The following is a 22,195-nucleotide window of genomic DNA, read 5'->3' on the forward strand; positions in this document are numbered from 1 at the left end:
ATCTCAGCGCTGATGACGGATGCGTGGGTTGGCGAAGCCGTAGAGGATATCCACCACGAAGTTCACCAGGATCACCAGGCAGGCGATCAACAGGATGCCGTTTTGCACCACCGGGTAGTCCCGCGCGCCAATGGCTTCGATCAGCCATTTGCCGATGCCGGGCCACGAGAAGATGGTTTCGGTCAGGACCGCACCGGCCAGCAGCGTGCCGACTTGCAGGCCGACCACGGTCAGTACCGGAATCAACGCGTTGCGCAGGCCGTGGACGAACACCACGCGCGCCGGCGACAGGCCCTTGGCCTTGGCGGTGCGGATGTAGTCTTCGCGCAGCACTTCGAGCATCGACGAACGGGTCATCCGCGCAATTACCGCCAGCGGGATAGTGCCGAGCACGATGGCCGGCAGGATCAGGTGGTGCAGTGCGTCCCAGAACGCGTCCGGCTCGTCAGCCAGCAGGGTGTCGATCAGCATGAAGCCGGTGCGCGGCTCGATGTCGTAGAGCAGGTCGATGCGCCCGGAAACTGGCGTCCAGCCCAGGCTGACCGAGAAGAACATGATCAGGATCAGGCCCCACCAGAAGATCGGCATCGAATATCCCGCGAGGGAGATGCCCATCACTCCGTGGTCGAACAGGGATCCTCGCTTCAAGGCCGCGATCACCCCGGCCAACAGGCCCAGGATGCCGGCGAACAACAGGGCGGCCATGGACAATTCCAGGGTCGCGGGGAACAGGGCGGTGAATTCGGTCCACACGCTGGTGCGGGTGCGCAGGGACTCGCCAAGATCGCCCTGGGCGAGCTTGCCGACATAGTCCAGGTATTGCGCATACAGCGGCTTGTTAAGGCCAAGGCGCTCCATTGCCTGTGCGTGCATCTCGGGGTCGACGCGCCGCTCGCCCATCATGACTTCGACGGGGTCGCCAGGGATCATGCGAATCAACGCAAACGTGAGCAACGTGATGCCGAAAAACGTGGGGATCAATAACCCCAATCGGCGGGCAATAAAACTAAACATCTTGTGGTGTACCTCAATCAGCCGGTTAGGCAGGTCCGGCACCGTCCATGTCGACGGCGCCGAGCGTTTTTCTTATTTACTTCACCTGGGTGGTGGCGAAGTTATTTGTACCTAGAGGGCTTTGTTTGAAGCCTTCTACGTTTTTGCGCATTGCTGTGAACAGTTTCGGGTAAGCCATGGGAAGCCATGGTTGGTCTTTTTCGAAAACGTCTTGTGCTTGTTCATAGAGTGCAGCGCGCTGGGCGGGTTCAGCGACGGCGCGCGCCTTGTCGATCAAGTCCTGAAACTCTTTGTTACACCAGCGGGCGTAGTTTTCGCCGTTTTTCGCCGCATCGCAACTCAGGATCGGCGTGAGGAAATTGTCCGGGTCGCCGTTATCGCCCACCCAGCCCGCGGAAACCATGTCGTGCTCACCGTTTTTAGCACGCTTGAGCATCTCGCCCCATTCCATGACTTTGATATTCACTTTCAGGCCGATCTGCGCCAGGTCGGCCTGCATGCGCTGGGCGCCGAGCATCGGGTTGGGGTTGGTCGGGCCGCCACCGTTACGGGTGAACAGGCTGAACTCAGTGCCTTCCGGTACACCGGCTTCCTTGAGCAGGGCACGGGCCTTGTCCAGGTCGCGGGGAGGGTTTTTAAGCTTGTCGCTGAAACCCAGCAAGGTCGGCGGATAAGGGCCGGTGCCCACCACGGCATTACCTTTGCCGAACAGGGCTTCGGTGTAACCGGCCTTGTCGAACGCGATATTGATCGCGTGACGGACCCGCGCATCACTCATGTACTTATGGGTGGTGTTCATTGCGGTGTAGCTGGTGGTCATCGCCGCCAGTTCGTCGACTTTCAGGTTCGGGTCTTTCTTGATGCTAGGAATGTCATCCGGCTTGGGGAACAACGCGATCTGGCACTCGTTGGCCTTGAGCTTCTGCAGGCGCACGTTGTTGTCGGTGCTGATCGCCAGGATCAACGGGTCGACTTGCGGCTTGCCACGGAAGTAGTCCGGGTTGGCCTTGAACCGCACCTGGGCGTCTTTCTGATAACGGGTGAAGATGAACGCGCCAGTGCCGATGGGCTTGGCGTTGAGGTCTTCAGTCTTGCCGGCCTTGAGCAACTGGTCGGCGTATTCCTTCGAATGGATGGAAGAGAATGCCATGCCCAGGTCAGCCAGGAACGGCGCTTCAGGACGGGTCAGGTTGAAAACGACGGTGTGATCGTCAGTCTTTTCTACGCTCTTGAGCAGTTCCTTGAAGCCCATGCTTTCGAAGTACGGGTAACCCACGAGGGACTTTTTATGCCACGGGTGATTCGGGTCCAGCTGGCGCTGGAAGCTCCACAGCACGTCGTCGGCATTCAGGTTACGCGTGGGTTTGAAATAGTCGGTGGTGTGGAACTTGATGTCGTCACGCAGATGGAACGTGTAGGTCAGGCCATCGGCGCTGATCTCGGGCAGATCCTTGGCCAGTGCAGGAACCACTTCGGTGGTGCCAGGCTTGAAGTCCACCAAGCGGTTGAACATGGTTTCGGCAGCGGCATCAGCGGTCACGGCCGTGGTGTACAGCACCGGGTCGAAACCCTCCGGGCTGGCTTCGGTACAGACCACCAGCGGCTTGGCCGAAATGCCGACCGCCACGCTTAACAGCGCAGCAGCCATGGCGGCTTGTAGTGGGAGCATTTTCATTCGCAGACCTCCGAAATCCATAGGGCCAGACAAGCGTAGACGCAGGGCTCGTCATGAGCCCTGCGTCCAGCGGGTGGTGATTAAAGGATGTTGAACGGGATGGTGGTGACCAGGCGGAACTCTTTGATGCTGCCGTCGGACTGGTTGGCGCTGGCGCGGTGCTCAACATACGTGGCACGGATCGCGGTGGCCTTGAGCGGGCCGCTCTGAACCGCGTAGCCTGCGCCTACACCGTACTCCTGATGCTTCTCGCCGTCCTGCTTCAAGATGTCAGCGCCGTAGCCGAGTGCGCCGTTGCCACTGCGGTAGTGAGTACCGTCGATGCCCCAGCCGCGTGCCGAGTAGACGTTGAACTTCAGGCCTGGCACGCCGTATTCGGCCATGTTGATGGCGTAGGCGACCTGGAAGGACTTCTCGTTCGGGCCGTTGAAGTCCGACGTCAGGGAGTTGGCCAGGTAGATGCCGTTGGTTTCGTGCAGGTAGTCGAAGTACTCGTTACCGTTCACTTCCTGGTAGGCGAAGGTCAGGCTGTGGGCCTTGTGAGCCAGGCCCAGCGACAGCGAGTACGTGTCGTTGTCGATTTCGCCCATCAGCTTTTTGCCTTCGTCCACGGTCTTGTAGTAGTTCAGACCGGTGGTCAGGGACAGGGTCTGGCTGTCGCCCAGCTCGTGGGTTGCGCCGAAGTAGTACTGGTTCCAGAAGTCCTTCACGTTGGCACCGAAGATGCTGGTCTTCAGGCTCTCGAACGGCTGGTAGTTGGCACCCAGGGTGTAGACCTTGTCAGTGGTCGCGCCGCGTGCGCCGCCAGCGCTGTACTCGGTGCGGAATTTCGACAGGCTCTGTTCGGTACGTGGGGAAACGCGATCGAACACGCCACCCTGGAACGACAGGTTGCTGAACTCTTTGCTGTCAAAGCTCACGCCCTGGAAGCTCGACGGCAGGGCACGGTTACCGATGTTGTCGACAATCGGCGTGCTGAAGTTCTGGCGACCGGCAGTCAGGACAGTGTTGGACGCACGGAACTGCACGTTGGCCAGGCCCAGTTTGCTCCACTGGTCGACGGCATCACCGTTGGAGTGGGCCAGGGTGCGGTTGGAACCGCCTTTGATATCGCGACGGCTGCGGTCCAGTACCAGGGCGTTGTACACGGCCACTTCGGTCTTGACGCCGATGGTGCCCTGGGTGAAGCCCGAGCTGGCGTTGATGATGGTGCCCTGCACCCAGTTGGTACGGTTGCGGTCGGTCAGGGTCTGGCCGTTCTTTCTGTATTCGTAGACGCCGCCACGGTATTTGCTTTCGTGGGAGTACCAGTTGCGCGTGGTGCCGCCCAGGCTGAAATCTTCGATGAAGCCTTTTGCTTCGCTTTGGGCGCTGGCGCCGGCCAGGGTGGTCGGAACGAAGTTCTGACCGGCCGGTTCCGCGTAGGCGGTGGCCGTGATGCTGCTGATGGCCAGGGCCAGAAGCGCTTTGCTGCTCAGTTTCATGGGTGAAGCTCCTTTGGTTCTTTTTTTATGCCGGTCTTTTTAGGTGGACCGGCTATTGGGTGTGGAACTCGTTCAAGCCATTGCAAACGTTTGCCGTAGGAAAATTCCCGCAAAAAGGCCGCACGTTTGCCGGAGAGCCCATTACGCTCTCCTGCAATCCGGTTATTTTCTTATGGGGTGATGCTGACGCCCGAGAACACGTTCCGGCCGAAGGGGCTCACTTTGAAGCCCTCGACTTTCACGCTTAACGGTTGGTTGACCGTCGAGTGGGCGACTGGCGTGATCGGCACCTGCTGCTTGAGCAGTTGCTGCGCCTGTTTGTACAGAACAGTCCGTTGTTCGCGGTCGGTGACGACCTTGGCTTCTTTGATCAGCTTGTCGTAGGCCGGGTCGCACCACATGGAGTAGTTGTTCCCGCCGATGGCGTCGCAGCTGTACAAGGTGCCCAGCCAGTTGTCCGGGTCCCCATTGTCGCCAGTCCAGCCAATCAGGCTGACATCGTGCTCACCGTTCTTGGTGCGCTTGATGTATTCACCCCATTCGTAGCTGACGATCTTGACCTTGAGGCCGATCTTGGCCCAGTCGCTTTGCAGCATCTCGGCCATCAGCTTGGCGTTGGGGTTGTAAGGACGTTGCACCGGCATTGCCCACAGGGTGATCTCGGTGCCTTCCTTGACGCCGGCGGCCTTGAGCAACTCCTTGGCTTTTTCCGGGTTGTAGGCGGCGTCCTTGATGGTGTCGTCGTAGGACCACTGCGTTGGCGGCATGGCGTTCACCGCCAGTTGCCCCGCGCCCTGGTATACGGCGTTGAGGATGCTTGGCTTGTTCACGGCCATGTCCAGCGCCTGACGCACTTCGAGCTGGTCGAAGGGCTTGTGCCGCACGTTGTAGGCGATATAGCCGAGGTTGAAACCCGGCTTGCTCATCAGTTGCAACTTGGGGTCGGCCTTGAGGGCGTCGACATCAGCCGGACGCGGATGCAGGGTCACCTGGCATTCGCCGGCCTTGAGCTTCTGCACCCGCACCGAGGCGTCGGTGTTGATGGCGAAGATCAGTTGGTCGAGCTTTACGCGGCTCGGGTCCCAGTACTGTTTGTTGCCCACATAGCGGATCTGCGAGTCTTTCTGATAGCGCTGGAACACGAACGGGCCCGTGCCAATGGGCTTCTGGTTGATGTCGCTGGGCTTGCCGGCCTTGAGCAGTTGCTCGGCGTATTCGGCCGACAGGATCGCCGCGAAGCTCATGGCGATATTCTGGATAAACGCGGCGTCTACCGTGTTCAGGGTCATCACCACGGTGTGCGGGTCGGTCTTGGCAACCTTGGCGATGTTCTTGTTCAGGCTCATCCCGTTGAAGTACGGAAACTCCGTGGGGTAGGCCTTGCGGAACGGGTGCTCGGGGTCAAGCATACGGTTGAAGGTGAACAGCACGTCATCGGCGTTGAAGTCCCGGGTCGGCTTGAATTCCTTGTTGCTGTGGAATTTCACCCCTTCACGCAGGTGAAAGGTGTAGGTCAGGCCGTCTTCGGAAATATCCCACTTGGTTGCCAGCCCAGGCACTACGTTGGTCTCGCCTTTTTCAAACTCCACCAGGCGGTTGTACAAGGGTTCCGCCGCATCGTTGTCGGTGGCGGTGGTGTATTGCGCGGTGTCAAAACCGGCCGGACTGCCTTCGGAGCAGAACACCAGGCTCTGCTTTTCGGCCGCTTGGCCCATCGTGGCCACAGCCAGCAGGCTGGTGGCGAACATTGCGGATAGAACGGTGGTATGGCGCATGACGATCCCGATCCTTATTTCTAGTTGTCATCAGCGAGCGATCACCCAGCCACCCGGGCTGGGGATATCACTGATCCCAGATACGGCAAATGCCTTCCCAGACTGATAGCGCTGCCGTCCTACGACGTTATGGGTCGTGGCGCTGGCAGTAAATGCGAAAAGTCTGACTGACCTTGTAGGCAACGGAGACATAAAGCGCAGTTCGTTGCTGTAGGAAGCATCGATAGCGAATGTGGTCTGTTTCCTAAGGCCCAGGCGGACGCAATAACGGCGACGTTAGGAAACGTCGCCGTCACGGGCCCTTACTTGCCGCTGACGCTCACGCCGTAGAAGGAGTTCAAGCCAAACGGGCTGATCTTGAAGTCCTGCACGGTGTTGCGCATGGGTTGATACACCGTCGAGTGCGCGATAGGTGTCATCGGGACTGCATCTTTAAGGATATGTTGCGCCTGCTTGTACAGCTCGGTGCGTTTGGCGACGTCCGACGTGGCCTTGGCTTCTTTCACGATGCCGTCGAATTTCTTGTCACACCATTTGGAGAAGTTGTTGCCCGCCAGCGAGTCGCAGCCGAACAGCACGTTCAGCCAGTTGTCCGGGTCACCATTGTCACCGCTCCAGCCAATGATCATGGCCTGGTTCTCGCCACCCTTGGAACGCTTGATGTACTCGCCCCATTCGTAGCTGGTGATCTTGACCTTCAAGCCGATCTTGGACCAGTCGTTCTGCAGCATTTCGGCCATCAGCTTGGCGTTCGGGTTGTACGGACGCTGAACCGGCATGGCCCACAGCACGATCTCGGTACCTTCCTTGACGCCGGCTTCCTTGAGCAGCGCCTTGGCTTTCTCAGGGTCGTACTTGGCGTCCTTGATGGTGGTGTCGTAGGACCACTGGGTCGGCGGCATGGCGTTGACCGCCAGTTGGCCGGCGCCCTGGTATACGGAGTCGATGATCTGCTGCTTGTTCACCGACATGTCCAGCGCCTGGCGCACGCGCAGGTCAGCCAGCGGGTTTGGCTGGTCGCTGCCCTTGACCTTGTCCATCACGTTGTAGGCCACGTAGCCCAGGTTGAAACCGGCTTGGTTCGGCAGTTTCAGGTCCTTGTCGGCTTCCAGCGCCTTGAGGTCGGCCGGACGTGGGAACAGCGTGATCTGGCATTCGTTTTTCTTGAGCTTCTGGATACGCACCGACGGGTCAGTGGTGATGGCGAAGATCAGGTTGTCGATCTTCACGTCCTCAGGTTTCCAGTAGTCCTTGTTGCCGGTGTAACGGATGTTCGAGTCTTTCTGGTAGCTCTTGAACACGAACGGGCCAGTGCCGATTGGCTTCTGGTTGATGTCGGCAGGCTTGCCGTCTTTCAACAGCTGGGCGGCGTATTCAGCCGACTGGACCGACGCGAAACTCATTGCCAGGTTCTGGATGAAAGCGGCGTCCACGGTGCCAAGGGTGAACTTGACGGTATGGTCATCGACTTTCTCGATTTTCTTGATGTTGGTGTCCATCCCCATGTCCGTGAAGTACGGGAATTCAGTGGGGTAGGCCTTACGGAACGGATCGTCCTTGTTGATCATGCGGTTGAACGTGAAGAGCACGTCATCGGCATTGAAGGCACGGGTCGGTTTGAAATACGGGGTGGTGTGGAACTTGACGCCTTCGCGCAGGTGGAAGGTGTAGGTCAGGCCGTCTTCAGAGACGTCCCATTTTGTCGCCAGGCCAGGAATCACAGCGGTGCCGCCGCGTTCGAACTGGGTCAGGCGGTTGAACATGGTTTCGGCCGAGGCATCGAAGTCTGTTCCGGTGGTGTACTGGCCTGGGTCAAAACCGGCCGGGCTCCCTTCGGAGCAGAACACCAGGTTAGTCGCCGCGTGGGCGAATGGGGCGGCGGCCAAAAGGCCTGCGCTCACTAATAACGGAAGGACTGCGTGTTTAAGCATGTTGGCCTCATGATTTGTTGTCATTTTTGGTGGTGAGGGCGACCTCGTGAGCCGGCCTGCGGATACTTATGCAGGCGCCATACCCATTGCAAGATGTTGAACTGTTGCGAGGGTGAAACAGTGGTACGAGCGTACAAGAATGTCGCAATTATGAAACTTTCGACATGATTGTGACAGTTTGGAGGGTTTTTTCGGTGCAGACGGCGCACCAAAAAAGCTCAACCGAGGCGTCTGGCGCACTCGGTTGGGGCTGCTCTGTTACTTATCTAGACTCACGCCGTAGAAGGGCGTCAGGCCAAACGGGCTGATTTTGAAATCCTGGACTTCCTTGCGCAGCGGCTGGAACACCGTCGAGTTCGCAATGGGCGTGATAGGTACCTGTTCTTTAAGGATTTTTTGCGCCTGTTGATACCACTTGATGCGTTGCTCGCGGTCACTGCTGACCTTGGCCTGCTGCACCAATTTGTCGTAGGCCGGGTTACACCACTTGGCGTAGTTGCTGCCCTTCACCGCAGCACAACTGTAGAGCACGCCGAGCCAGTTATCCGGGTCGCCGTTGTCACCGGTCCAGCCGTAAATCATTGCGTCGTGCTCGCCGTTCTTGGCGCGCTTGATGTATTCACCCCACTCATAGCTGACGATGTTGGCCTTGATGCCGATCTTTGCCCAATCCTGCTGGATCATTTGCGCCGACATGCGCGCGTTCGGATTGGACGCGCGCTGTACGGTCATGGCCCACAGGTCGAGAGTGGTGCCAGGTGCAACCCCTGCTTCTTTTAGTAGCGCCTTGGCCTTGGTCGGATCGTAGGGCGCGTCCTTGATGGTTGGGTCATAAGACCACTGCGCCGGAGGCAGGGCGTTCTGCGCCAATTGCCCGGCGCTCTGGTACACGGCCTTGATGATCGCCGGCTTGTCGATCGCCATGTCCAGGGCCTGGCGCACCTTGAGTTGGTCCAGCGGTGGATGGGTCACGTTGTAGGCCAGGAACCCCAGGTTGAAACCGGCTTGTTGCAGCACGCGCAGGTTGGGGTCCTGCTGCATCACCTCGATATCGGCCGGGCGCGGGTAGCCGCTGACCTGGCACTCACCGGCCTTGAGCTTTTGCAGGCGCGAGGCGGCGTCGGGAGTGATGGCGAATACCAGGTTGTCGAGCTTCACGTCCTCGGGTTTCCAGTACTGCTTGTTGGCGACGTAGCGAATCTGCGAGTCCTTCTGGTAGCGCTTGAACACGAACGGCCCGGTGCCGACCGGTTTCTGGTTGATGTCGGAGGCCTTGCCTTCCTTCATCAACTGCGCCGCGTATTCGGCGGACTGCACCGAGGCGAAGCTCATCGCCAGGTTCTGCACGAAGGCGGCGTCCACGTTATTGAGGTTGAAGCGCACGCTGTGGTCGTCGAGTTTTTCGACGCGCTTGATCGTGGTGTTGAGGCCCATATCGGTGAAGTAGGGCGACTCGGACGGGTAGGCGTGGCGGAACGGACTTTGTGCATCCAGCAATCGATTGAAGGTGAACAGCACGTCGTCGGCGTTGAAGTCGCGGGTCGGCGTGAAGAAGTCCGTGGTATGAAACTTCACCCCATCGCGTAGGTGAAAGGTATACGCCAGGCCGTCATTGGACACCTCCCAGTTCGTCGCCAGGCCCGGTTCGACTTCGGTACCGCCCCGCTTGAACTGGGTCAGGCGGTTGAACACGGTTTCGGCAGAGGCGTCGAAATCAGTACCACTGGTGTATTGGCTGGGGTCGAAACCGGCAGGGCTGGCTTCAGAGCAGTAGACCAGAGTGCTGGCCGCGTGGGCCATAGGCATGAAGGCCAACAGGCCTGCGGCGAGCAGGAGCGGTTTTAAGGCAATTCTTTCCATGGAGACCCCTGAAGTGGCAGGCATTTATAAGCTGGCTATAAAAACGGCGATAACCGAGGTTACCGCCGTTCAGGGAGGCCTGGTAGAGGAGCAGCGGTTATCCGTTCAGTTTAGGTGTGATCTGTATGCGTATGGGCGCGGACTTATCCATCACATACCCATCGCTGTCGATGTCATTGCTGGCACGGAAAGTGACCGTTCTTGATGTGTGGGTCGTGATGTCTGTCAGCGGCTCAAGCTCGCCATTCTCCGTGTTGAGCCGGGAGAGTTTGAAGTCGGTTTCACCGGTGACGGTAGTCGTCGCGCTGGCCGGATCATAGTTGACGTAGTAGTGCTGCTCGCCGCCGCTGGAGAGCATCGGCTCTTTCAATCGGGGTGTCCTGAACTCCTCCGGAATTGGGGCCAGCAGCCATTGGTTGGCGACTTCAGACACCCGCGCTCTCAGCGCCGGGTCAGGCATGAACCGCTCCAATGCTTCAATGTTTTGCTGTTTGATTGCATCGATTTCTTCCTCCGATGCGAGGGTGCCTTTAAGCGCTTGGAAATTTTTTATATCTTCGCCGACGTCAATTTCCAACTGGCTGCCGTCAGGTTTTTTTATCGTCAATCTGCTTCGATTTAGATCTTTGATAAATTGGTCGCTGTAGTCATTCGTCCCGAATCCCGGCGTGTTGGCTTTAGGCGGCTGTGTTGCCCATTCCGGGTTTTCCTCGGATACCCAGGAAATTTGCGGCACGGTTTCGCCCTGTTCTGTCAGGGTGATCCCGTAGGTGTAGGTGTGGTTTTCATCCAGTCTGAAATAGTTGTCCAGCGTATCGGCACCTTTCATTTTCGAACCATTGAGTTCAAGGAATTCGTCCGATAGGCGTGGTGGCGCTTTGGGCTCGGCGCTCGGCGAGGGTGGAGCGGCGCGTTTCCACCACGCACCACCGTCGCCCGGGGCGCGGGCCCATTCGCCATTGCGTCCAGGCGTTACCACCATTAATCCTGCGCCATTCTCTGGATTCATGATTTTTGCCCATGGATTGCCCGATCTGTATTGGCCCGAGATTTCATATACGTTGCTTTTCCCAGTCTCATCGGTAAAGCGCACAAACTGGCGCGGCGCACCGGTGCTATCCGTTATTCGGTAAACCCCCTGTGCATCGCGGGTGGCATTCTTGATCAATGCCTCACCGTCGGCGACGGCGTATTGCGCCATGGGGATGAGTGAAATGGACCTTGGCAGGGGCGCCTTGGCCGGTTCATCGATAACGCGGTTGCCGCGGGAGGTCCCCGGTTGCGGCTCCTCGATGACAGGGCGTTCGGGTTGGACACGCGGCTTCAGAGGGGTTGATCCGCTCTCGGGCGCGATCGCGAAAGGGTCTTCAGGACGGGCGCTGGCCCCAATGGAAAACAACGTGTTCAACAGGCCATCAAATGCCTTGGATGCACCGTCTTTGCGCTCAGCCTGATTGTCGCCTGAGTATGCTTTTTCCTCTCCCAGCGCGACTTCGGTCAAACCCGTGATGACTGCCGCAGCGGCGACCGGGGCCGCGATGGGGGCAAGCTTGGCCAGCAATCCCGCAGCCACGGTAATGTCGTTCAGCCAAGTGTCCCGGATCACCTCGCTGTTGGATTTGATCACGACGTCGGCATCGCTGCTCATGCGCGCCTTGGTGGCGGAGGCCAGGGTGGAAAACACATCGCCTTCGATCTTGGAACGGCCGGCAGTGACAGCCGGTGCGTTCAAGCTTGCGCTCGCCATTTCGTCGAGTAAGGTGTCCAGGCCTTTCGTCTTTCTTCCCATTCCCGCAAGGGAGGCAACGGGGATAAGTCCCTCCAGCATGCTTTCAGCCAGGCCAGGTTTATGTGCGTGGTCTTGCCGAGCTGCCAGCGGAAAATGAGCCGCCAAGGCCTCGCGTTTTTTGGGGTTCCTGGCTTGTTCGCTGAGCCACTCGTTCAACGTGTCCAGAGAATCAAATCTCAGAAAAGCCGGCTCGGCGCCCGGTATGTAGAGCACTTGCCGGCGCCCGTCCTGCGCACTGAATCGCAGAATATCGCTGGACGCGATCCCATGGATGTCGAGGGCGTGCGCTTGCACCGTTGCATTGACCGCAGCCTTGGCCCTGAGCTGCTCGACGCTCAGCGGTGCGTTTTCGTCGAGTGGCAGGTTGGACACGGCGCCCATGATCAGTCGGTAGTCTTCGCGCGTAAATCGCAGTTCGGGCGGCTGCACCGCTTGTTCTGCCGCGGGCCTGGCCTCGGCCGCCTTCAATTGCTTGCGGGCTTGATAGGTGAATTCTCCTTTGATGGCGGCCTCATAGTTTTCAGTATGAGTGCGCCAGAAACTCTCGATTTTCTTGTCCATCTGGCCCTGGAAATCGGTTTTCCAGCTCTCGTGCATGAGCTTGGACGGGGCCAGCGGGAATTCGTTGCGGGCACCATAGCCTCCTTTAGCACCGGCGCCGTAGCCAACGGTATACAGGCCGGAGTGAGTATCCAGTTCACCTGGAATTCCGTCATGTGCGGAGAAGTTTTTCAGCAGCGCATCGGGCAGGCGCAAGGACGATTTTGGCTCATCGTCGAGATGCTCGGTGCCCGAGGCGGTGGCTCCATACAGGGGGGTGTTGTAGTTGTCGAAGCGATTGAAATAGAGGGTGTCCGCGTCGACCTGTTTGCCGGTCAACTTGAAAATCATTGCCTCCGCCCACTTCTTCGCTTCTGCCCGCGTGTTGGGCAGGTGAGTGGCAACACCGACGGCCAGGCGCTTGTACTCCAACGCTTGAGGCGCGCTGCCATAGAACTTGGCTGCATTCTGTTGGTGCACGGCCAAGGCCTGCGCTGAACGGCTACTGGCTGGGCGCGTACGATCGTCCGCCGCGATAGGGTCGAAGGCTTTCTGCTGCTCCAGGTGCCTGATTTGCTCATTGGCCTGGGCGCGACGCGAAGGAAGCGGTATGCCCTGGAAATTCGCGACGTCCTTTGCGCTGACCTGTGTGAAACCCTCACCGAATCGCACACGCAGTGGGCCTTTGTCTTCGGGGGCGATCACCTTTGCCGCGGCCAGCAGGGGGCCTGACACCTGCGCCCAGCCCGATGTGTCCGAAAGGTGGAAGGTTTTTGTTTTACCGTCTGCCTCGGCGGACAACGTGCCTTTGAATGGGTCGATGGAAAGCAGGGCCGACGCATCGATTTTCTGCTCGCGCAACCAGCCCTGTACCACAGGGTGCTCAACGAAGGCCCGGTACAGTCCAAGCCATTGGCCCAATGTGCTCTCGGGTGGGACTTTTATGAGGCCGGCGTTGTTGTGCAGCACTTTGCGTTGCACGGCTTCAAGGTAGGCATGGAGCAGCGCGGTTTCGTGAGGTGAGTCCGTGGGGCGGGGTTGAGTGATTGGCGCCTGAACGGTGGGGGATGGGATCGAGAAACGCTGGTGTTGGAGCACAGAAGGCGCAGCGTGAACGGGAGCGGTATGCATGATGTCGGTTCTCGTGAGGTAAACGAATGCCCAGGCAGCACTCCCTGTGGCTGCGGCATTGTTTGGGTCGCGAAAACCGGGTGAATGATTCCGGCGAATAGGCCGCGAGATCTGGAAGGCGATGGGTAAAAGTTCTGTATGAAAAAAGGCGCAATCCTATGAAGAGAGCGCCTTTTCTATCAGCGGGAGCGGTGGTTATTGCAAGACTTCAATCACCCCGTCGGCGCTCATGTTGACCTGGCTGGTCCCGGCTTCCACTTCCGGTGTCGGTGCTGAATCGGCCATGGCGGCTTTCATCATCATGCCGCCACGGGCGTAGGGTTGCGGGTAGCCGTTGGTATTGAAGTTCAGGTTGACGATCTTGTAGCCCTTGCCGCCCAGTGCATCGGTGGCCAGTTGGGCGCGAGCCTTGAAGGCCGCGACGGCGTCCTTGAGCAGCGCGTCTTCGCTGGACTTGCGGGTGGCGTCGGCAATGGCGAAGTCCATGCTGTCCATCTTCAGGGTATTCAGCAGTTCGCCGGTGAGTTTGGACAGCGCCGGGAAGTCCGCGCTTTCCAGGCGCACTTCGGCGCGTTCACGCCAGCCGGTGATCTTCTGGTTCTTGTTGTCGTAGATCGGGTAGCTGTTGCGGCTGCCCTGGCGCAGGGTCACGCCTTTGACTTCACGGGCCTGGCCCAGGGCCTTGTTCATGGTGGTGGTGATTTCGGCCGCGAGCTTGGCCGGGTCGGCATTCTGGGATTCGGTGTAAAGGGTCACGATCATTTTGTCGCGGGCAACCTCCTGGCTGACCTCGGCGCGCAGGGAAATCTGGTTGTAGTTCAGTGCGTCAGCGGCCAGTGCAGGCAGGCTGACCAGGGTGCCGACGCTGAGAGTGATGACGGCTGCACTGCGAGTGAAACGAGACATGGAAGCTCCTTGAGGTAGTCGTGTTCGATATGACTGTAGACGGTGGTATCGGGTTCTTCGGGTTTACACATTCACAACAAGTTGTCGGCATGGCGACGAACGGTCATTGGCTCGGCCTGCGGCAAAGAGCCACACGCGCCGTGCCAGCGGGCCGGCATCGTTTATACTCGTGCCGATCCGCCTGCAGCGCTCATCGGGAGAGCTCATGCTCGCCGCCGTAAAACTGACTTCCGCCACCCGCCAGAACCTCTGGCGCCTGACGTTCATCCGTACCCTGGTTCTGGCCGCGCAGGCTGGCTCGGTGGGGCTTGCCTATTGGTTCGACCTGCTGCCGCTGCCGTGGCTGCAACTGGGCGTGACCCTGGGTTTCTCAACGGTACTGTGCGCGTTCACCGCGATCCGCCTACGCACCACGTGGCCGGTAACCGAGCTGGAATACGCCCTGCAACTGGCCTGCGACCTGTTTATCCACAGTGTGTTGCTGTATTTCTCCGGTGGTTCCACCAACCCGTTTGTTTCGTACTACCTGGTGCCACTGACCATCGCCGCCGTGACGTTGCCGTGGCGCTACTCGGTGGTGCTGTCGGGCATTGCGCTGACCCTTTACACCTTATTGCTGGCGCGCTTTTATCCACTGCAAACATTCCCCATCGCCCGGGAAAACCTGCAGATCTACGGCATGTGGCTGAGCTTTGCGCTGTCCGCTGCAGTCATCACCTTCTTTGCCGCGCGGATGGCCGAAGAACTGCGCCGCCAGGAAGAGCTGCGCGCCATTCGTCGTGAAGAGGGCCTGCGCGACCAGCAGTTGCTGGCCGTTGCTACCCAGGCAGCCGGCGCCGCCCATGAACTGGGTACGCCCCTGGCCACCATGAGTGTGTTGCTCAACGAAATGACCCAGGACCACAAGGACCCGACGTTGCAGGAAGACTTGGGTGTGCTGCGTGAACAGGTCAAGCAGTGCAAGCAGACCCTGCAGCAACTGGTGCGCGCCGCCGAAGCCAATCGCCGCCTGGCGGTGGAGATGCAGGACGTGACCCAATGGCTCGACGACGCCCTGAACCGCTGGCACCTGATGCGCCCGGAAGCCAGTTACCGCTTCAACCTGCTGGGCCAGGGCACGGTGCCGCGCATGGCGCCGCCGCCGGACCTGACCCAGGCGCTGCTCAACCTGCTGAACAATGCCGCCGACGCCTGCCCAGAAGGGCTCGGCGTGCAGTTGGACTGGGATGCAGAAGACGTCACCATCAGTATTCGTGACCATGGCGCGGGCGTGCCGCTGGCCATCGCCGAGCAGATCGGCAAACCGTTCTTTACCACCAAGGGCAAAGGCTTCGGCCTCGGCCTGTTTTTGAGCAAGGCCAGCGTGACCCGCGCGGGCGGCTCAGTGAAGCTCTATAGTCATGAGGAAGGCGGCACGCTCACCGAGCTGCGCCTGCCCCGTGTCGCACGAGGAGATATCGATGACTGACGAGATCCAAGTCGAAGGCGAAGAACTGCCGCACCTGCTGCTGGTAGATGACGACGCCACCTTCACCCGCGTGATGGCGCGCGCCATGAGCCGTCGCGGTTTCCGCGTCAGCACCGCAGGTTCGGCTGAAGAGGGCTTTGCGATTGCCCAGGCCGACTTGCCGGACTTCGCCGCGCTCGACCTGAAAATGGACGGCGACTCCGGCCTGGTGCTGCTGCCCAAGCTGCTGGAACTCGACCCGGAAATGCGCGTGGTGATCCTCACCGGTTATTCCAGCATTGCTACTGCGGTCGAGGCGATCAAGCGCGGCGCCTGCAACTACCTGTGCAAGCCGGCGGACGCCGACGATGTGCTGGCCGCCTTGCTCTCCGAGCACGCCGACCTCGACACCCTGGTGCCGGAAAACCCGATGTCGGTGGACCGCCTGCAGTGGGAGCACATCCAGCGCGTGCTCACCGAGCATGAAGGCAACATCTCCGCCACCGCCCGCGCCCTGGGCATGCACCGCCGTACCTTGCAACGCAAACTGCAGAAGCGTCCGGTGCGCCGCTGAACAACGCTGGATTGAAAAAGCCCGGGTTACCGGGCTTTTTTTCGGCAGTTGGCGACTCAATAAGGAAAGGCCACACGCCCGTCGAACAGATCGTAGCGCTGATCCGGCAGTTTGGCGGGTGACTTGAAGGAGACATACAAGATACCGTCCTTGACCTTCGCAGCGCTGACTTCGAGCGAGGCCTCCGGCATGACCGCGACGTGGTCGGGGAGGGTGCTGCTGGACAGGTTCTTCTTCGTGATCGATTCATCGAAGATGTAAATCACCGGTTGCCGGTCCTTCGCGGGCAGCGCACCTTTCGCCCAGGTTTCCCAGCCCTTGGCGTTGAAGGCCTGAGTCGACGCCGATTGAACGCCGCTGTCCCTGAATACTTTTCCAACACCGTTTTTAAGTTTATCGGCGCCTTCTGGAGTAACGAAGGCATACCGGTAGGCCTTGCCGTTGTAATTGGCTTGTTCATCCAGGTCGGACAGGAATTCGCTCACGTTTGATGGATACGTGTTCGAGTCGACCTCGGTGCGAAGGACGTGGTTTATTTCGCCTGAACCGGCCTCGGTGTACTCATTCAGGCTTTCATAGTCTTCCGCTTTGGACTGCAGCACCAAGCGGGTCAACTTGTCCAACTCGTGGTTGCGCTCGGTGTCACTCAGTGCGTTTCTGTCTGTGTTGATCTGGCTGATGTCTTGGGCGAGCTGAGCTTTTGGCGAGGATTTATCCTGGCTCCACGGGAAGGTGATGCCTGCGCTTTTTTCGAGTTGTACCCATTTTCCCTCGTTGTCGAGATGCACCGTCATGACCGGTTTTCTGGAGGCCGGGTCAATAATCTCGACGTACTGATCGCTGAGTTTGAACGTGTTTTTGATTTCATACACCCGTTCTTTCGCTGAACGATCCGTATGGCGAATGTACCAGTGGTCCAGGCCCTCGGTGTCAGTGGCCTGGTAGATATTGCTGGCGTTTTTCGTGGCGCGCTCGATGAGCGTTTCGCCGCCCTCCACGGCATGGGCGCTGATGATGCCGGTTTCCTGGGGACGCAAGCGGTTGACGGTGGTGCCAAGTAATTGCGGCGTCACGTCCTCGCCTGGCGTGACGGGGTCTTCTTCGACAGTCTCCGTGGCCACCGCGGTTTCAATCGATTGCGCGCCCTTGCTCACCCTGGAAGCGGCGCCAGCGATACCCGGCACCGCGTTGAGTACGCCAAATACGATGCGGTCTGTGCCGCGTGATTTGCCGTGGGCCAGGTCGTCGATACCCACGCCAACCTGAGCAACGCTTGCACCTGCGTAAAGTACATCCAGTGCCAGGCCTACTTCCGGCATGACGAACGCCAACGGGGTCAGAAGCAAGGCAGTGGCGGTCGCGGCCTCCGCCAGTTTCACTGCGATGTTCTTGACCACATCGGCATCGGTGGTGATGTCGTGATCGGCGTCCGCGTAGCTTCGTTCTTTCTGGCGCTGGGTCATGGCCTTGAACGGATCGCCCTTCACCGGTTCCAGGGTGATGTAGCGCTGCGGGTCCCAGTCACTGAGGCCGGTGAAACCCAGGGCATTGGGTTTCTGTGCGTGCGTCCAGCCCCCGAGCCCTTCAAGGGATTGCTTCACGCCATCAGACAGCACCTTGTCATCCTGGGCGTTTTTGCTGAAGTGGCTCGCCAGCGCCGCCCGCTTGACCGGGTCGGCCGCCTGGTCTGCCAGCCAGGTTTTCATGGCTTCTGGGCTGTCGAACCGGTGGATCGGCGACGAGTTGCCCGGGATATGCAGCAGGGTGGTTTTAATCGCTTTGCCATCGCGGTCAAGACGGGTCTTTTTGTCGACGATGTACAGCAAGTCGGTGGAGGCGTCGCCATTGATCGACAGCAGCCCGACGTCGACGTCAGGGTCCTTGGCGTATCGGGCTTCGAGGTGTTCGACGCTGGTCTCAAGCCATGGTTTACCGGGCCTGAGGCCCGCTGCGCGCATGACCAGGCGGGCCTCCTCGTCACTCAGGCTACCGTCCTTTTGCTGTGAATGGGCCGCTTGCACCAGCGCTATTCTGCTGAGCAGCTCATAGGGCTTCTCATGGCTTGTCCAGAATTGGTTCAGGTAGGTTTTGAACGGTGTCACCAGCTCGGTCTCCCACACAAGATCCCGGAACTGCTGCGGGGTGAGCGACACCCTTGATGCGAGGTCTGGGATTGCATCCTTCGAAGTGCTGGACCCTCGAACGATGTATTCATGCGGCGGGTTCACCAGCTCATCGAGTGTGCGACCCAGTTGCATCAGCTGCCCGGCTGGAAGGAGCCCCATAAAATCCAGCATCCTGGATATCGTCGGGTGCAGTTGCGCCCTCCCGGTTGGCGATTCGTCATTCCTGTTCATCCGGCGTTCGTTGGTCAGCGCGGCGGCGGTCAGGCTGATCTGATTGAGGACCTTGCCGTTTGAAGGGGCCGGCTGGGTGGCGTCGTAGTCGGTGGTCACGATGTAAGTTCGGTCAGGGTCCACGTTCAGATGGAACTGCTTGCGCAGCGTCTTGGTAATGATCTGCGCGGTGTTCTGTGCGGGCGTCAGGATGGCTTGGCTGGCGTTTTTGATCAGACGTTCAACGCTCGGGCTGCTGCGGGCTGCGTCGACGGTTTCATACACCTCTGTGGCGCGGCCAGGTGAGGCGGGCGGCTGCCTGGCGTCGTCAAGGGTTTGCTCCCGCGCGGCAGGTGCGCCCGGTTGGAAGGGCAATGGCGGCAAGCGGACAAACTGTGTCGACGTGGACGTGTTCATGTCAGTTTTCTCTCTCAACAGGCGCTGTGATGTGCCATGAGTGAGTGGGATGTTGGCGCTTGCCGGTTTCCAGCCGATGTGTGTCAAACGAACACTGAATGGACGCTGAACGAATGGCATCGAGTGCCCAAGTGCGCTGAGACCTTCCTTTAAGATCGGCTCACACTCCTGCGTCGAGCCAAACCATGAACCAGAACGCTGAGTACGGCGCCGTGAACGATGCGGTGCGTGGGCAATTTTTGCGCCGAACCTGGGCGATGATCACGCCTTACTGGCGCAGTGAAGAGAGGGGCAAGGCGTGGCTGCTGCTGGCGGCGGTCGTGGGCTTGTCACTGTTCAGCGTGGCGATCTCGGTGTGGATCAACCATTGGTACAAGGACTTCTACAACGCTCTGGAAAAGAAGGACACCGCCGCCTTCTGGCAGTTGATCGGCTATTTCGGCGGGATCGCCGCCGTTGCGATCCTGGGCGCGGTGTATCGCCTGTACCTGACCCAGATGCTGACCATTCGCTGGCGTGCCTGGCTCACCGAGAAACACATCGCCCGCTGGCTCGCCCACAAGAACTATTACCAGATGGAGCAGGGCGGCTATACCGATAACCCGGACCAGCGGATTTCCGAAGACCTCAACAACTTTACCTCCAGCACCTTGAGCCTGGGCCTGGGGCTGCTGCGCAACGTGGTTAGCCTGGTGTCGTTCTCGATCATCCTGTGGGGCGTGTCGGGCAGTATCGAGGTGTACGGCGTCACCGTCCCCGGCTACATGTTCTGGTGCGCGCTGCTGTACGCACTGGTGGGCAGTTGGCTCACGCATCTGATCGGGCGACGCTTGATTGGCCTGAGCAACCAGCAACAACGTTTCGAAGCCGACTTGCGTTTCTCCATGGTGCGCGTGCGCGAGAACGCCGAGAGCATCGCGCTCTACAACGGCGAGCCGAACGAGAACCAGCGCCTGAGTGCGCGCTTTGGCAGGGTGTGGCACAACTTCTGGGACATCATGAAAGTGTCCAAGCGGCTGACTTTTTTCACCGCCGGTTACAGCCAGATTGCGATCATCTTCCCGTTTATCGTCGCTGCGCCGCGTTACTTCACGGGCAAGATCGAACTGGGCGAACTGATGCAAATCAATTCGGCGTTCGGCAATGTGCAGGAGAACTTCAGCTGGTTTATCGACGCGTATTCGGAGTTGGCGTCGTGGCGCGCCACCAGTGATCGTCTGTTGAGTTTCCAGCAAGCCATGAGCGACAACGAGCAACGCCCGCCAGCCATTGATGTGCGCGCTGAGGGCGAACGCCTGGTGGTACAAGGCCTGGGCATGGACCTGGCTGATGGCCGCCACCTGCTCACCAATGCCGATATGCAGGTGGAGCCCGGCCAGCGTGTGATGCTCAGCGGTCGTTCCGGCAGCGGTAAAAGCACCTTGCTGCGGGCCATGGGCCACCTGTGGCCTGCGGGGCATGGCAGCATTCGCCTGCCGACGGCGCGCTACCTGTTCCTGCCGCAGAAACCCTACCTGCCGATCGGTACGTTGAAGGCCGCGTTGAGTTATCCACAGGACGACACCGTCTATACGGCCGAACGTTATGCACAGGTGCTGGAAACCTGTCGCCTGCCGCACCTGGTTGCGCGGCTGGACGAAGCCAATCACTGGCAGCGCATGCTCTCACCGGGCGAGCAACAGCGCCTGGCGTTTGCCCGTGCGTTGTTGTTCGCGCCGCAATGGCTGTACATGGACGAGGCCACTTCAGCGATGGACGAAGAGGACGAGGCGACGTTGTATCAGGCGTTGATCGATGAATTGCCGGGGCTGAGCATCGTCAGCGTCGGCCATCGCAGCAGCCTCAAGCGTTTTCATGGTCGATATGTGCGGATCGAGGGTGGGATGTTGCAAGAACAGCAACCGGCCTGAGGTTGTACTCATTCAATGTGGGAGCCGGGCTGGTATGTCAGTAGCAGGCGTATCAACTGGCACACCGCTATCGCAGGCAAGCCAGCTCCCACTTTTGAGCGGTGTTGTTTGAAAGGCAAAGGGCCCAACAAAAAGCCCGGCTGATCATCGATCAGCCGGGCTTTTCAGTGCTTGAAGAAAACTTACTTCTTCAAACCGTAATGCTCATCCAGCATGCCTGGGGCGTTCGGCGTCTTTGGCGCGTAGTCCCGTGGTGGTTCCTGGTTTTCCCGCGGTGGGGTCAGGCGCTCGCGGGGTGTTTGCGGTGCATCGGAATGCAACGCAGCCAGCAGGCGCTGACGGGTGATATCGTCGAGGGCCAGGCGGTTAGCGCCGTCGGCGAGGTGATCCTGTACTTCCTGGTAGCTCTGGGTGAGCTTCTTGACCAGGTTCGCGGTGCTGTTGAAGTGGGTAACCACCTCGTTCTGATAACTGTCAAAACGTTCCTGAATGTCATCCAGTTGACGCTGCGTGCGGTTAGGCGCGGCATTCGGCAACAGGCGGGCAACCAGGAAACCAATGGCGACACCGGCAACCAGGGCAAGAGTCGGCAACAACCAAACTAAGAGCGAGTGTTCCACGAGTCCTTCCTCTATAAACGGCTTTGCTTTACGTTAACGGCTCAAACCTGCGCTGTATACCGCGATTAAGCTCGCAATGATGCCATGCACAGACTTTTAGCTAGACGAGTCGACCCATTGAGAGGTCACGGAGTTCATTCCTTGCTCATGCGTGAAACCCCCGTTTTGATCGATGGCCCGGTAGGCCAATTGGAAGCGCTGTACCTGGATCACCCCGAGCCACGGGGCCTGGCGCTGATCTGCCACCCCAACCCGGTGCAGGGTGGGACCATGCTCAATAAAGTCGTTTCGACCCTGCAACGCACCGCCCGCGATGCCGGTTTGATTACTTTGCGTTTCAATTACCGGGGCGTCGGCGCGAGTGCCGGTACCCACGACATGAGCACTGGCGAAGTGGACGATGCCGAAGCAGCGGCCACCTGGCTGCGGGAAAAGCACCCGGATCTGCCGATCACCTTGCTGGGTTTCTCCTTTGGCGGTTATGTCGCGGCCAGCCTCGGTGGCCGTCTTGAGGCCAAGGGCGAAAAACTCGCGCACCTGTTCATGGTTGCCGCTGCGGTGATGCGCCTGCGTGACTGCGACGTGCTGCCGACCGGCTGCCCGCTGACCCTGATCCAGCCGGAAACTGACGAAGTGGTCGACCCACAGACCGTCTACGACTGGTCCGCCGCCCTGAATCGCCCCCATGAGCTGTTGAAAGTGGCAGAATGCGGGCACTTTTTTCATGGCAAGCTCACCGATCTCAAGGATCTGGTGCTGCCGCGCCTCTCGAATTGATAGCAGTCT

General features: G+C 59.4%; 14 protein-coding genes. 4 read left to right on the forward strand and 10 right to left on the reverse strand.

Annotation, left to right across the window (positions count from 1 at the left end):
* Positions 1 to 3 precede the first annotated feature (3 nt).
* The 8 genes from CQ041_RS00215 to CQ041_RS00250 all read right to left on the reverse strand — a co-directional run bounded on the left by CQ041_RS00215 (position 4) and on the right by CQ041_RS00250 (position 14,105).
* Positions 4 to 1,014, reverse strand: coding sequence for an ABC transporter permease subunit (locus CQ041_RS00215; protein WP_003171721.1), 1,011 nt, complete (start codon positions 1,012 to 1,014; stop codon positions 4 to 6).
* A gap of 76 nt (positions 1,015 to 1,090) precedes the next feature.
* On the reverse strand, positions 1,091 to 2,689 hold the full coding sequence (locus tag CQ041_RS00220; protein WP_105520929.1) for an ABC transporter substrate-binding protein: 1,599 nt from the start codon (positions 2,687 to 2,689) through the stop codon (positions 1,091 to 1,093).
* Between the two features lie 80 nt (positions 2,690 to 2,769).
* A complete protein-coding gene (locus CQ041_RS00225; RefSeq protein WP_105520928.1) occupies positions 2,770 to 4,173 on the reverse strand; it encodes an OprD family porin in 1,404 nt (467 codons plus the stop codon).
* Between the two features lie 170 nt (positions 4,174 to 4,343).
* Complete coding sequence (locus CQ041_RS00230) at positions 4,344 to 5,921, reverse strand: ABC transporter substrate-binding protein (RefSeq protein WP_371923000.1); 1,578 nt, start codon at positions 5,919 to 5,921, stop codon at positions 4,344 to 4,346.
* 329 nt (positions 5,922 to 6,250) lie between these two features.
* Positions 6,251 to 7,879 carry an ABC transporter substrate-binding protein gene (locus CQ041_RS00235; RefSeq protein ID WP_105520926.1) on the reverse strand — a complete coding sequence of 543 codons (1,629 nt, stop codon included), beginning with the start codon at positions 7,877 to 7,879 and terminating at the stop codon, positions 6,251 to 6,253.
* Between the two features lie 258 nt (positions 7,880 to 8,137).
* Positions 8,138 to 9,739, reverse strand: coding sequence for an ABC transporter substrate-binding protein (locus CQ041_RS00240; RefSeq protein WP_105520925.1), 1,602 nt, complete (start codon positions 9,737 to 9,739; stop codon positions 8,138 to 8,140).
* A gap of 97 nt (positions 9,740 to 9,836) precedes the next feature.
* Complete coding sequence (locus CQ041_RS00245; protein ID WP_146116044.1) at positions 9,837 to 13,199, reverse strand: dermonecrotic toxin domain-containing protein; 3,363 nt, start codon at positions 13,197 to 13,199, stop codon at positions 9,837 to 9,839.
* Positions 13,200 to 13,394: 195 nt separating this feature from the next.
* A complete protein-coding gene (locus CQ041_RS00250; RefSeq protein WP_105520924.1) occupies positions 13,395 to 14,105 on the reverse strand; it encodes an SIMPL domain-containing protein in 711 nt (236 codons plus the stop codon).
* Positions 14,106 to 14,310: 205 nt separating this feature from the next.
* Here CQ041_RS00250 and CQ041_RS00255 point away from each other — a divergent pair, with 205 nt between their 5' ends.
* Complete coding sequence (locus CQ041_RS00255) at positions 14,311 to 15,573, forward strand: ATP-binding protein (protein ID WP_105520923.1); 1,263 nt, start codon at positions 14,311 to 14,313, stop codon at positions 15,571 to 15,573.
* Positions 15,566 to 16,126 carry a response regulator transcription factor gene (locus CQ041_RS00260; RefSeq protein ID WP_105520922.1) on the forward strand — a complete coding sequence of 187 codons (561 nt, stop codon included), beginning with the start codon at positions 15,566 to 15,568 and terminating at the stop codon, positions 16,124 to 16,126. The genes CQ041_RS00255 and CQ041_RS00260 overlap by 8 nt, the downstream gene beginning before the upstream one ends.
* A gap of 56 nt (positions 16,127 to 16,182) precedes the next feature.
* Here CQ041_RS00260 and CQ041_RS00265 read toward each other — a convergent pair whose 3' ends face one another.
* Positions 16,183 to 18,879 (reverse strand): dermonecrotic toxin domain-containing protein, encoded by a 2,697-nt coding sequence (locus tag CQ041_RS00265; RefSeq protein WP_122557854.1) that lies wholly within the window; start codon positions 18,877 to 18,879, stop codon positions 16,183 to 16,185.
* A gap of 185 nt (positions 18,880 to 19,064) precedes the next feature.
* Between CQ041_RS00265 and CQ041_RS00270 the strand changes: the two genes are divergently transcribed.
* On the forward strand, positions 19,065 to 20,789 hold the full coding sequence (locus CQ041_RS00270) for an ABC transporter ATP-binding protein/permease (protein ID WP_105520920.1): 1,725 nt from the start codon (positions 19,065 to 19,067) through the stop codon (positions 20,787 to 20,789).
* Between the two features lie 182 nt (positions 20,790 to 20,971).
* Here the strand turns inward: CQ041_RS00270 and CQ041_RS00275 are convergent, their stop codons facing one another.
* Complete coding sequence (locus CQ041_RS00275; RefSeq protein ID WP_032886236.1) at positions 20,972 to 21,409, reverse strand: YhcB family protein; 438 nt, start codon at positions 21,407 to 21,409, stop codon at positions 20,972 to 20,974.
* 147 nt (positions 21,410 to 21,556) lie between these two features.
* Between CQ041_RS00275 and CQ041_RS00280 the strand changes: the two genes are divergently transcribed.
* Positions 21,557 to 22,186, forward strand: coding sequence for an alpha/beta hydrolase (locus CQ041_RS00280; protein WP_105520919.1), 630 nt, complete (start codon positions 21,557 to 21,559; stop codon positions 22,184 to 22,186).
* Positions 22,187 to 22,195: the final 9 nt, after the last annotated feature.

The organism is Pseudomonas sp. MYb60 (assembly GCF_002979555.1).
Taxonomy (GTDB): domain Bacteria; phylum Pseudomonadota; class Gammaproteobacteria; order Pseudomonadales; family Pseudomonadaceae; genus Aquipseudomonas.

Coding starts and splice junctions, on each gene's coding strand:
- CQ041_RS00215 (WP_003171721.1), bottom strand. CDS start 1,014: ATGTTTAGTTTTATTGCCCGCCGATTGGGGTTATTGATCCCCACGTTT.
- CQ041_RS00220 (WP_105520929.1), bottom strand. CDS start 2,689: ATGAAAATGCTCCCACTACAAGCCGCCATGGCTGCTGCGCTGTTAAGC.
- CQ041_RS00225 (WP_105520928.1), bottom strand. CDS start 4,173: ATGAAACTGAGCAGCAAAGCGCTTCTGGCCCTGGCCATCAGCAGCATC.
- CQ041_RS00230 (WP_371923000.1), bottom strand. CDS start 5,921: ATGTTCGCCACCAGCCTGCTGGCTGTGGCCACGATGGGCCAAGCGGCC.
- CQ041_RS00235 (WP_105520926.1), bottom strand. CDS start 7,879: ATGCTTAAACACGCAGTCCTTCCGTTATTAGTGAGCGCAGGCCTTTTG.
- CQ041_RS00240 (WP_105520925.1), bottom strand. CDS start 9,739: ATGGAAAGAATTGCCTTAAAACCGCTCCTGCTCGCCGCAGGCCTGTTG.
- CQ041_RS00245 (WP_146116044.1), bottom strand. CDS start 13,199: ATGCATACCGCTCCCGTTCACGCTGCGCCTTCTGTGCTCCAACACCAG.
- CQ041_RS00250 (WP_105520924.1), bottom strand. CDS start 14,105: ATGTCTCGTTTCACTCGCAGTGCAGCCGTCATCACTCTCAGCGTCGGC.
- CQ041_RS00255 (WP_105520923.1), top strand. CDS start 14,311: ATGCTCGCCGCCGTAAAACTGACTTCCGCCACCCGCCAGAACCTCTGG.
- CQ041_RS00260 (WP_105520922.1), top strand. CDS start 15,566: ATGACTGACGAGATCCAAGTCGAAGGCGAAGAACTGCCGCACCTGCTG.
- CQ041_RS00265 (WP_122557854.1), bottom strand. CDS start 18,879: ATGAACACGTCCACGTCGACACAGTTTGTCCGCTTGCCGCCATTGCCC.
- CQ041_RS00270 (WP_105520920.1), top strand. CDS start 19,065: ATGAACCAGAACGCTGAGTACGGCGCCGTGAACGATGCGGTGCGTGGG.
- CQ041_RS00280 (WP_105520919.1), top strand. CDS start 21,557: ATGCGTGAAACCCCCGTTTTGATCGATGGCCCGGTAGGCCAATTGGAA.